Below are 11,777 nucleotides of genomic sequence, written 5' to 3'. Positions count from 1 at the left end.
CCTCATGTGGGCACTGCACTTGACGTCACTCAGGTGCAGTCGGTGGTCGAATCGAGGCGCAGCACCGCCCAGGTATTGCGTCGAATGGCTCCCACAAAGGTGACCGAGTATGGATGATCATGGACGTAACCCTTCTTCCGACCAGCCAATCCTTTATGTGCTTGATACCAACGTATTGATCCACGATCCAAACGCACTGCTTAACTTCGAAGAACACCACGTCGCCATCCCGATGATCGTGCTTGAGGAGCTCGACAAACTCAAAAGCGGGCACCACAGCGTGGCTGCCGAATGCCGCCAGGCGATCCGCCTGATCGACAAGACCCTGGGTGAAGCCTCGCCCGAGGACGTTGAAGTCGGCGTACCGATCCAGCGTGGCAAAAGCGGGCCGAAGGGCTTGCTGTCGATTCTGATGAGCAAACGCAGCGAGCCCAACAGCCTGCTGCCGGAAAACCTCAACGACAACAAAATCATCAACCAATTGATCGACCTGCACGCGCGCGACAAGGACCTGCGCCTGGTGCTGGTGACCAAAGACATCAATATGCGCCTCAAGGCACGAGCGTGTGGGATCGCTGCCGAGGACTACAGTACCGACCAGCTCGTCGACGACGTGTCGATGCTGTCGCGGGGTTATCACACCGTGACCGGTTCCTTCTGGGATCTGGTCAGCAAGGTCGAGACCCGTCAGGACCATGGCCGTACCTGGCACCAGGTGCAGTTGATCGACAACCTGCCGGCCGTGCACATCAATGAATTCATTATCGACGAACAGGGGTTTGTGGGCTGGATCAAAGAGATCCAGGTCGACAAGCTGCTGATTCTCGACCTGCATCAGGAACCCCTGTTGCACCAGGAAGCCTGGGGCCTGAAACCGCGTGATATCTACCAGAGCCTGGCGCTGTATGCGCTGCTCGACCCGGACATTCACCTGGTCAACCTGACCGGCGCTGCGGGCTCGGGGAAAACCATCCTCGCGCTGGCGGCCGCCATCGAACAGACCATGGTGACCAAACGCTATCGCCGCATCATCGCCACCCGCAGCGTGCAGGGGCTGGACCAGGAGATCGGCTTTCTGCCCGGCACCGAAGCGGAAAAAATGGAGCCGTGGCTGGGGGCGATCACCGATAACCTCGAAGCCTTGCACATGGATGACGAAAACACCCATGGCAGCGTCGACTACATCCTCAGCAAAGTGCCGTTGCAGTTCAAATCCCTCAACTACATCCGAGGTCGCAGCTTCCAGCAAAGCCTGATTTTGATCGATGAATGCCAGAACCTTACACCGCACCAGATGAAAACCATCATCACCCGTGCCGGCGCCGGTTCCAAAGTGGTGTGCCTGGGCAACCTGGCACAGATCGACACCCCTTACCTGTCCGCGACCAGCTCCGGGCTGACCTACCTGACGGAACGCTTCAAAGACTTCCCCAACGGCGTGCACATCGCGCTGCAAGGGGTGCCACGTTCGATTCTGGCCGAGTACGCCGAATCCCATCTGTAATCGCCCATGCTGTAGTTAGTGGCTAAATGCCACAAAACCCCCCGAATTTCTCGCGAAATTCGGGGTTTTTGTTATGGGCGACATTTGTCTTCGTTAATGCGTCCTGGGTGCTTGTAGGCTTTGTAATTATTTTGTTACATTTTTTATCGCCGAAAACTATAAGAAAACCGCGTAACCCCGTCGAAACGCGATCGCTTTGATTCGACGATTATTCAAGACCCGGCGTTGGTCTTGTGCGTGACCCTGCCTATTACAAAAAGCCCGATACATCGCTCATTGACGAAGCACATATCCAAAGGGAAAGGAAAATGGACGCAGCAGGTAATGGCTTCACTTTGTCGCAAAAACGCAAGCGCGCTACAGACTTCAAATCGATACCTCTGAGCCCCATCGCACTTGGCTTGGCCCTGTGGCTGGGCCAGGGTTCCATGGCCTGGGCGGATGACGCCAACCCCTACACCTCGCCAGTGCTGGAGTCGGCCTTCCGGAAAGCCGTCGCCTCGTTTGGCCCCAATACCGACGTGTATAAAAACCTGCGGTTTGCCTACGCCGATATCGTCGACCTGGCCGCCAAGGACTTTGCCGCACAGTCCGGCAAGTTCGATTCGGCCCTCAAGCAAAACTACGAGCTGCAACCGGAAAACCTCACCATCGGCGCCATGCTCGGCGATACCAAACGACCGCTGGACTACGCCTCGCGCCTGGATTACTACCGCAGCCGGCTGTTCAGCAACAGCGGGCGCTATACCACCAATATTCTCGACTTCTCCAAGGCCATTATCGCCAACCTGCCGGCGGCCAAGCCCTACACCTACGTAGAGCCTGGCGTGAGCAGCAACCTCAACGCGCAACTGAATGCCGGCCAATCCTGGGCTGGCGCCACCCGTGACTGGAGCGCCAACGCGCAAACCTGGAAAACCCCCGAAGCCCAGGTCAACTCCGGCCTGGACCGCACCAACGCGTACTACGCCTATGCCTTGGGCATGACCGGCAAGGGTGTGAACGTCGGCGTGCTCGACTCAGGCATCCTCACTGAACACGTCGAGTTCCAGGGCAAGAATGCCCAGGGCCAGGACCGTGTGCAGGCAGTGACCTCCACCGGCGAGTATTACGCCACCCACCCGCGTTACCTTCATGACACGCCGGACGGCGAGTTTCAGAAGGGCGAGCACTTCAGTATTTCCGGTGAGTACGACCCGACCATCAATGACGGTCACGGCACCGAGATGTCCGGCGTGCTGGGCGCCAGCCGCAACGGCACCGGCATGCATGGCATCGCGTTTGACGCGAATATTTTTGTCGCCAATACCGGCGGCACTGACGACAACCGTTTCCAGGGCTCCAATGACCTGGACTACAACGCGTTCATGGCCAGCTACAACGCGCTGGCGGCGAAGAACGTGTCGATCGTCAACCAGAGTTGGGGGCAGAATTCGCGCAATGACGTGGAAAACCACTTCGGCAACGTTGGCGACAGCGCGGCCGATAATTTGCGCGACATGACTGCCGCCTATCGCCCGTTCTGGGACAAGGCCCACGCCGGGCAAAAAACCTGGATGGACGCGATGGCTGACGCCGCGCGGCAAAACACCTTTATCCAGATTATCTCGGCCGGCAACGACAGCCACGGTGCCAACCCGGACACCAACGCCAACCTGCCGTTTTTCAAGCCCGACATCGAGAGCAAGTTCCTCTCGATCACCGGTTACGACGAGACCAGCGCCCAGGTCTACAACCGCTGTGGCACGTCGAAGTGGTGGTGTGTGATGGGCGTTTCGGGCATCCCGTCCACCGGGCCTGAAGGGGGAATCATCCCCAATGCCAACGGCACCTCTGCCGCTGCGCCGAGCGTCTCCGGGGCGCTGGCGCTGGTGATTCAGCGCTTTCCCTATATGACCGCCAGCCAGGCTCGGGATGTGTTGCTGACCACCTCCAGCCTGCAGGCGCCGGACGGTCCCGATACGCCGGTAGGCGACCTCACCGGTGGCCGCACCTATGACAACCTGCAACCCGTGCACGACGCCGCGCCGGGCACGCCGCAAGTGCCGGGCGTGGTCAGCGGTTGGGGCTTGCCCAACCTGCAAAAAGCCATGCAGGGGCCGGGGCAGTTCCTCGGCTCGATGGCGGTGGCATTGCCCACCGGCACGCGGGATATCTGGGCCAACCCGATTTCCGATGAGGCGATCCGCGCCCGCCGTGTAGAAGACACCGCCGAACAAGCCACCTGGGCCGCCACCAAGCAACAGAAAGGCTGGGTCAACGGCTTGCCCGCCAATGCCTCTGATGATGACCAGTTTGCATACGAAATCGGCCACGCTCGGGAACAGGCGACGCTGGCACGCGGCAAGGATTTGCTCACCGGCGCGACCTACGTCGGCAGCCTGGCCAAGTCGGGCGACGGCGAACTGGTGCTCGAGGGCCAGAACACCTATTCGGGCAGCACCTGGGTGCGTGGCGGCAAGCTGTCGGTAGACGGCTCGTTGACCTCCGCCGTGACCGTGGATGGCAGCGCAATGGGCACCCGCAATGCGGATAACGGCGTACTGACCACGTTGGGCGGCACCCTCGCCGGTAACGGCACGGTCGGCGCCTTGACCGTGAATACAGGCGGGCGTGTGGCACCGGGCCATTCGATCGGTACGCTGCACACTGGCGACGTGACCTTCAACCCTGGTTCGGTATACGCCGTGGAAGTCGGCCCGAACGGGCGAAGCGACCAGATTCAGAGCAGCGGCGTCGCCACCCTCAATGGTGGTGTGGTGACCGTGTCCCTGGAAAACAGCCCGAACCTGCTGTCGGCCACTGAGGCCCGTAGCCTGGTGGGCCAGCAGTTCAACATCCTCACCGCCAGCCAAGGCATCAACGGCCAGTTTGCAGCGATCACGCCCAACTACCTGTTTATCGGCACTCAGCTGAGCTATCAGCCGAACCAACTCAGCCTGGCCGTGGCGCGTAACCAGACGACCTTTGCCAGCATCGCGCAAACCCGCAATGAACGCGCCGTGGCGACGGCGGCCGAAGCCTTGGGCGCTGGCAGCCCGGTGTATGAAAGCCTGCTGGCCTCGGACTCGGCGGCCCAGGCGCAGGCCGCATTCAAGCAACTGTCGGGGCAACTGCACTCGGATGTGGCGGCGGCGCAAATGGCCGACAGCCGTTACATTCGTGAAGCGGTCAACGGCCGTCTGCAACAGGCTCAGGCGCTGGATTCCAGCGCGCAGATCGACACCCACGACAACGGCGGCTGGGTCCAGCTGCTGGGCGGTCGCAATAACGTCAGCGGAGACAACAACGCCAGCGGTTACTCCTCGTCTACCAGCGGCGTGCTGCTGGGCCTCGACACCGAGGTCGGCGACGGCTGGCGTGTGGGCGCCGCCACCGGCTACACCCAAAGCCATCTCAATGGCGAGTCGGCATCGGCGGACAGTGACAACTATCACCTGTCGGTCTACGGCGGCAAACGCTTCGACGCGATCGCTTTGCGCATGGGCGGTGCAACCACCTGGCACCGTATCGACAGCTCGCGCCGCGTGGCTTACGCCAACCAGTCGGACTACGACAAAGCCGACTACAACGCGCGCACCGACCAGGTGTTTGCCGAGATCGGTTACACCCAGTGGAACCAGTTCGAACCCTTCGCCAACCTGACCTACCTGAACTACCAAAGTGATTCGTTCAAGGAAAAAGGCGGCGCCGCAGCCTTGCATGCCGGCAAGCAAAGCCAGGACGCCACGCTTTCCACCCTGGGCCTGCGCGCACATACCCAACTGCCGGTCAGCTCGACCTCGGCGGTAACGTTGCGCGGTGAGCTGGGCTGGGAGCATCAGTTTGGCGACACCGATCGCGACGCCTCGCTGAAGTTTGCCGGCAGCGACAACGCGTTTGCGGTCAACAGCGTGCCTGTGGCCCGCGATGGCGCAGTGATCAAGGCCAGTGCGGAAATGGCCCTGACCAAGGACACGCTGGTGTCGTTGAACTACAGCGGTTTGCTGTCCAACCGGGGTAACAACAACGGGATCAATGCCGGGTTTACTTTCCGGTTCTAACGCAAGTGTTGGTATTTGAAGGGGCGCTTTGCGCCCCTTTTTTCATGGGATAAACAGCCCTGCGCAAAATTGACTCACAGGTTTACAATTGCCGCTCCTGATCAGGAGTATCTCTGTGCTGACTCATCTCGATTCCCAAGGTCGCGCCCACATGGTCGACGTCACTGACAAAGCTGTGACGTTCCGTGAAGCCGTGGCCGAAGCGCGGGTGCGCATGCTGCCCGACACCTTGAAAATGATTGTCGACGGCGCCCACCCCAAGGGCGACGTGTTTGCCGTGGCCCGCATCGCCGGGATCCAGGCGGCGAAAAAAACCAGTGACCTGATCCCGTTGTGCCATCCGCTGATGCTGACCGGCGTCAAGGTCGAACTGCGCGCCGACGGTGTGGACGCCGTGCATATCCTCGCGCGCTGCAAACTCAGCGGCCAGACTGGCGTAGAGATGGAAGCGCTGACCGCCGCCAGTGTTGCGGCGCTGACGATCTACGACATGTGCAAGGCCGTGGACCGTGGCATGACCATCGAAAGCATTCGCCTGCTGGAAAAGCTTGGCGGCAAAAGCGGGCATTTCAAGGCGGACCAGGCATGAGCATCAACGTATTGTTTTTTGCGCGCTATGCCGAAGCCACAGGCTTCGATTCGCTGGAGGTGGAAGGCGAGTTCGCAACCGTCGAAGAGGTGCGCCTGGCGTTGGCCGCTGACCCGGAATTTGCGGTGCTCACCGAAAGCAGCTTGATGTGCGCGCGTAACGAGGAACTGTGCGACCTCGACGAGCCGGTGCAGGCCGGTGATGAAGTGGCGTTTTTCCCGCCCGTGACTGGAGGCTGAGCATGGCCATTCGCGTACAGGCCGAGGCATTTGACCCCGGCGCAGAGGTCAACGCCATGCACGCCGCCAATGTCGGCGTGGGCGCGGTGGTGAGTTTTGTCGGCTATGTACGCGACTTCAATGACGGCCGCGATGTGTCCGGGATGTTCCTTGAGCACTATCCCGGCATGACCGAAAAAGCCCTGGCCAAGATCAGCGTGGAAGCCGAGCAGCGCTGGCCGTTGCTCAAGCTGGAAGTGCTGCACCGCATCGGCGCGTTGGAGCCGGGCGAGCCGATTGTGTTTGTCGCGGCAGCCAGCGCCCATCGCCAGGCGGCGTTTGATGCCTGTGCGTTTGTGATGGATTACTTGAAGACGCGGGCGCCGTTCTGGAAGAAGGAAAACACGCCTGAAGGCCCGCGCTGGGTGGAAGGGCGGGGCAGTGATCACGCGGCGGCGGAGCGCTGGAAGTGAGCATCTGACTAAAGGTGTGAGGAGATCCAAATGTGGGAGCCGGGCTTGTGTGGGAGCTGGCTCCCACATTTCCTACTGCATCCAGCTTACGGGCGTTTGCGTTCCACAGCCCGCAGCAAATGCGTCGGCGGCGTTTCGCAGCTGATCTTGCGACCCAGCAACGTCTCGATCGACGGCAGCTGGTACGAATCATCCTCGCCGGCAAAGCTGATCGACACACCCGCCGCCCCGGCACGGCCAGTACGGCCAATGCGGTGCACGTAGTCGTCCGGTACTTCCGGCAGGGTGAAGTTGATCACGTGGCTGATGCCGTCGATGTGAATGCCGCGCCCGGCCACGTCGGTGGCTACCAGCACGCGGATCTTGCCTTCGCGGAAACCTTCCAGGGTCTTGATACGCTTGTGCTGCGGCACATCACCAGACAGTTGCGCGGCGTTGACGCCATCACGCACCAGGCGTTCTTCGATGCGGCGCACTTCGTCCTTGCGGTTGGCGAACACCATCACGCGCTCCCAACCGTTGTCGTTGACCAGGTTGTAGAGCAGCTTGTACTTGTCGGCCCCGGCCACGGCATAGATGTGTTGCTCAACGTTTTCGCTGGCAACGTTCAGCGCTTCGATCTCGACGATGGACGGGTCGGTGGTCCACTGCTTGGCGAGGTTCATCACGTCTTCGGTGAAGGTCGCGGAGAACAGCAGGGTCTGGCGCTCGTTTTTCGGCGGGGTCTGGCGAATGATCTGGCGTACTTGCGGGATGAAGCCCATGTCGAGCATGCGGTCGGCTTCGTCCAGTACCATCACTTCAACCATGTCCAAATGCACGTCGCCGCGCTGGTTGAAGTCGAGCAAGCGGCCTGGCGTGGCCACCAGGATGTCGCAGTGACGGGCTTCGAGGTGCTTGAGCTGCTTGTCGAAGTCCATGCCGCCTACGAACGTCATGACGTTGAGGCCGGTGTACTTGGTCAGGTCGGCGGCGTCCTTGGCGATCTGCACCACCAGCTCGCGGGTCGGGGCGATGATCAGTGCGCGCGGCTCACCCATGTAGCGTTCTTTGGGCGGCGGCGTTTGCAGCAGCTGGGTGATGATCGAGATCAGGAACGCGGCGGTCTTACCGGTGCCGGTCTGCGCGCGGCCGATGGCGTCTTTGCCGGCGAGGGTGAAACCCAGCACCTGCGCCTGGATCGGCGTGCAGTACGGGAAGCCCAGGTCCTGGATGGCGTGCATCAGTTCCGGGGCCAGTTTGAAGTCATGGAAGCGGGTTTTGCCTTCCTGGGGCTCGACCACGAAGTCCTCGAGTTTCCACGGGGTCACGGGCGGCTTCGGTGCACGTTCACGACGCGGCGCTTTCGGTGCCGGCGCGGGGGCTGCCTCGACAGGTTGGGCCTGTTCGGGCGCGGTCACCTTGGGCTTCTGCGGCTGTGCGGCAGGTGCGGTCCGGCCGGGCTGTTGGCCGTCATTGCGGCTGCCGGAGGAGGGCACGGGAGCACTGGGAACTGGCGCGAGCGGCTCAGCCTCGCTTTTGCCGAACATCTTCTTAAGTGCTTTGAGCACGGTGATCTCATTAATTGGTTAAGGAATGTACGCCGGCCAGTGTAATGCAAGAAACGGGCGCGGCGTAGTGCGTCTGTCATACAGCTACATAAAGGCGAGTGTTCAGCCCAGGCGGGCGGCCAACCAGGCACCGATATCGCGTATCTCTTCGGGTAACACTTCGTGACCCATTGGGTATTCCTGCCATGTCACGGTGACACCACGGCTGTTTAAATGCTCGTAGGCGCTGCGGCCCATGGCGTTCTGCACCACGTCGTCGTATTGGCCGTGCAGGCACAGCGTTGGAATGCGCTGCTGGCTGGCGGATAACTCCAGCTCATCGCTGAAGGTCGGTGCATACGTCGAGAGGGCGATCACGCCGCCCAACGGACCCTGCCAGTTAAGGAAGGCGGTGTGGAAAACCACGGCGCCGCCCTGGGAGAAACCCGCGAGGAAAATTCGCGAAGCGTCTATTCCGGTTCTCTTCTGGTCTTCGATCAAATCCGTAACCATTTTGGAAGAAGCTTCCAACTCTTCCAGGCTGATCGATCGGGCCGGGCTCATGGCCTTGATGTCGTACCAACTCGGCATCTCGTAGCCGCCATTTATGGTTACCGGGCGTGTCGGTGCCTGGGGCAAAACGAAGCGCGTGCTCAGCAGGTTTTCCTGCAACGCTTCGGCCACCGGCAAAAAGTCGTAGCGATCGGCACCCAGGCCATGCAACCAGATAACGCAGGCGTCTGCGGGCTTGGCGGGCTGAAGAATCAAGGGTTCGGTCATGTCTGCTCCATATATGTGCGTGCGCTCCGATTGGGTGCGTCGGAACGGTGCGCGACGGGTTGATCTGTTAAGAGAATGTCGCAACGTTGAATGTTTTGCTATTGACCATGGGCTGAAACGACTCAGCCACCACTCTGGTACGCGCTTTGCTATGTGTAGGTCGATGTCAGAACTATCTTAGGACGGTAACACTATCAGTGACTGCCGCTTGTGGGATAGCAACTGGAATTACCGCGAAAACCTCATGCCGCTTGACCCCAAAAAAAGCCAACACGGGTCGATATCGCCTCATAAGGGTGCGCTGAGGTTCGAGCTCCGACACAACAAGAGCAACTGGAGGTTTGAATGAAGGTATTGAAATCCACCCTGGCCATCGTTTCCGCGGCTGCTGTACTGGGTGTCAGTGGTTTTGCCCAAGCTGGCGCCACCCTGGACGCCGTGCAGAAGAAAGGCTTTGTGCAATGTGGCGTGAGTGATGGCTTGCCGGGTTTCTCGGTGCCGGATGCCAGCGGCAAGATCCTCGGGATCGACGCTGACGTGTGCCGCGCTGTGGCCGCTGCCGTGTTCGGTGACGCAACCAAGGTCAAATTCAGCCAGTTGAACGCCAAGGAGCGTTTCACCGCCCTGCAGTCCGGCGAAGTCGACGTACTGTCGCGCAACACCACCATGACCAGTTCGCGCGATGCGGGCATGGGCCTGAAATTCCCAGGCTTCATCACCTACTACGACGGTGTTGGCTTCCTGGTGAACAACAAGCTGGGTGTTAAAAGCGCCAAGGAACTGGACGGTGCAACCATCTGCATCCAGGCCGGTACCACTACTGAGCTGAACGTTTCCGACTACTTCCGCGCCAACAACCTCAAGTACACGCCGATCACCTTCGACACCTCCGATGAAAGCGCCAAGTCGCTGGAATCCGGTCGTTGCGACGTGCTGACCTCGGACAAATCCCAGCTCTACGCACAGCGCAGCAAACTGGCTTCGCCGAAAGACTACGTGGTTCTGCCGGAAACCATCTCCAAAGAGCCACTGGGCCCGGTCGTGCGTAACGGCGACGACGAGTGGCTGGCCATCGTGCGCTGGGTTGGCTACGCCATGCTCAACGCTGAAGAAGCCGGTATCACCTCGAAAAACGTTGAAGCTGAAGCCAAGTCCACCAAGAACCCGGACGTTGCTCGTCTGCTCGGTGCTGATGGCGAATACGGCAAAGACCTGAAAGTGAAAAAAGATTGGGTTGTACAGATCGTCAAGCAAGTCGGTAACTACGGTGAAGTGTTCGAGCGCAACCTGGGCAAGAGCACCCCGCTGGAAATTGACCGTGGCCTGAACGCACTGTGGACCAACGGTGGCATTCAATACGCACCCCCTGTGCGCTGATCGCTGATGGTTCTATCACCCGGTGGGCCAACCACCGGGTGATGTTCTGTTCCATTCTTTCCGGGGCACTTCATGCAAAATCAAATCGGCGCACCCAAGCAGAAGCTCAGCTTCAGCGACCCTAAAGTGCGTGCGTGGCTCTTCCAGATCATCACCATTGTGGCGGTCGTCGCGCTGGGCTGGTACCTCTTCAACAATACGCAGACCAACCTGCAACACCGGGGCATTACCTCGGGTTTCGACTTTCTTGAGCGCAGTGCCGGCTTCGGCATCGCTCAGCATCTGATCGACTACACCGAATCGGACAGCTATGCCCGCGTTTTTGTAATCGGGCTGCTTAACACCTTGCTGGTGACTGTGATCGGTGTGGTCCTGGCGACTATCCTGGGCTTCATCATCGGCGTGGCGCGCTTGTCGCCCAACTGGATGATCAACAAGCTGGCGACGGTGTACGTGGAAGTGTTCCGCAACATCCCGCCGTTGCTGCAAATCCTGTTCTGGTACTTTGCGGTGTTCCTGACCATGCCGGGGCCGCGCAACAGCCATAACTTCGGTGACACCTTTTTTGTCAGCAGCCGTGGCCTGAACATGCCGGCGGCGCTGGCTGCCGATGGGTTCTGGCCGTTTGTGGCCAGTGTGGTGGTTGCCATTGTGGCGATCGTGCTGATGGCGCGGTGGGCCAACAAACGCTTCGAGGCCACCGGCGTACCGTTCCATAAGTTCTGGGCGGGCCTGGCGCTGCTCATTGTGATCCCGGCCTTGTGTGCCTTGGTCTTCGGCGCGCCGTTGCATTGGGAAATGCCCAAGTTGCAGGGCTTCAACTTTGTCGGTGGCTGGGTACTGATCCCTGAACTGCTGGCGCTGACCCTGGCGCTTACCGTGTACACGGCGGCGTTTATTGCCGAGATCGTGCGTTCGGGCATCAAGTCCGTCAGCCACGGCCAGACCGAAGCCGCACGCTCCCTGGGCCTGCGCCCCGGGCCGACGCTGCGCAAGGTCATCATTCCGCAAGCCCTGCGGGTGATCATTCCGCCGCTGACCAGCCAATACCTGAACCTGGCGAAAAACTCGTCGTTGGCCGCCGGTATCGGTTACCCGGAAATGGTTTCGCTGTTTGCCGGCACGGTGCTCAACCAGACCGGCCAGGCCATCGAAGTCATTGCCATCACCATGAGCGTGTACCTGGCGATCAGCATCAGCATTTCCCTGCTGATGAACTGGTACAACAAGCGCATTGCGCTGATCGAGCGGTGAGGAAACGCAC

At 60.3% G+C, this 11,777-nt stretch carries 9 protein-coding genes; 7 read left to right on the top strand and 2 right to left on the bottom strand.

Annotated features, from left to right (window positions below; genetic code table 11):
* Positions 1-109: 109 nt before the first annotated feature.
* From ASE80_RS11055 to moaE, 5 genes are all read left to right on the top strand, one after another.
* Complete coding sequence (locus tag ASE80_RS11055; protein WP_012722339.1) at positions 110-1,504, top strand: PhoH family protein; 1,395 nt, start codon at positions 110-112, stop codon at positions 1,502-1,504.
* 308 nt (positions 1,505-1,812) lie between these two features.
* Entirely contained in the window at positions 1,813-5,547 is a 3,735-nt protein-coding gene (locus ASE80_RS11050; protein ID WP_056858943.1) for an autotransporter domain-containing protein, read from the top strand.
* Between the two features lie 115 nt (positions 5,548-5,662).
* Positions 5,663-6,136 carry a cyclic pyranopterin monophosphate synthase MoaC gene (moaC, locus tag ASE80_RS11045; RefSeq protein ID WP_056858942.1) on the top strand — a complete coding sequence of 158 codons (474 nt, stop codon included), beginning with the start codon at positions 5,663-5,665 and terminating at the stop codon, positions 6,134-6,136.
* Positions 6,133-6,375: a molybdopterin converting factor subunit 1 gene (gene moaD / locus ASE80_RS11040; RefSeq protein WP_056858941.1), complete on the top strand. Its 243-nt coding sequence runs from the start codon at positions 6,133-6,135 to the stop codon at positions 6,373-6,375. Before moaC ends, moaD begins: the two co-directional genes overlap by 4 nt.
* A 2-nt stretch (positions 6,376-6,377) precedes the next feature.
* Positions 6,378-6,827 carry a molybdopterin synthase catalytic subunit MoaE gene (moaE, locus tag ASE80_RS11035; protein ID WP_056858940.1) on the top strand — a complete coding sequence of 150 codons (450 nt, stop codon included), beginning with the start codon at positions 6,378-6,380 and terminating at the stop codon, positions 6,825-6,827.
* Between the two features lie 86 nt (positions 6,828-6,913).
* Here the strand turns inward: moaE and rhlB are convergent, their stop codons facing one another.
* Together rhlB and ASE80_RS11025 are read right to left on the bottom strand one after the other, a co-directional pair.
* Positions 6,914-8,383, bottom strand: a complete 1,470-nt coding sequence (rhlB, locus tag ASE80_RS11030) for an ATP-dependent RNA helicase RhlB (RefSeq protein ID WP_026013543.1) — start codon at positions 8,381-8,383, stop codon at positions 6,914-6,916.
* Positions 8,384-8,479: 96 nt separating this feature from the next.
* Positions 8,480-9,136 carry an alpha/beta hydrolase gene (locus ASE80_RS11025; RefSeq protein ID WP_056858939.1) on the bottom strand — a complete coding sequence of 219 codons (657 nt, stop codon included), beginning with the start codon at positions 9,134-9,136 and terminating at the stop codon, positions 8,480-8,482.
* Between the two features lie 345 nt (positions 9,137-9,481).
* Here ASE80_RS11025 and ASE80_RS11020 point away from each other — a divergent pair, with 345 nt between their 5' ends.
* A complete protein-coding gene (locus ASE80_RS11020; protein WP_056858938.1) occupies positions 9,482-10,513 on the top strand; it encodes an amino acid ABC transporter substrate-binding protein in 1,032 nt (343 codons plus the stop codon).
* 72 nt (positions 10,514-10,585) lie between these two features.
* Positions 10,586-11,767 (top strand): amino acid ABC transporter permease, encoded by a 1,182-nt coding sequence (locus ASE80_RS11015; protein WP_056858937.1) that lies wholly within the window; start codon positions 10,586-10,588, stop codon positions 11,765-11,767.
* Positions 11,768-11,777: the final 10 nt, after the last annotated feature.

This window comes from Pseudomonas sp. Leaf15 (assembly GCF_001421425.1).
GTDB classification, from domain to species: Bacteria; Pseudomonadota; Gammaproteobacteria; order Pseudomonadales; family Pseudomonadaceae; genus Aquipseudomonas; species Aquipseudomonas salomonii.
This window is presented reverse-complemented; position numbering and strand designations above follow the sequence as displayed.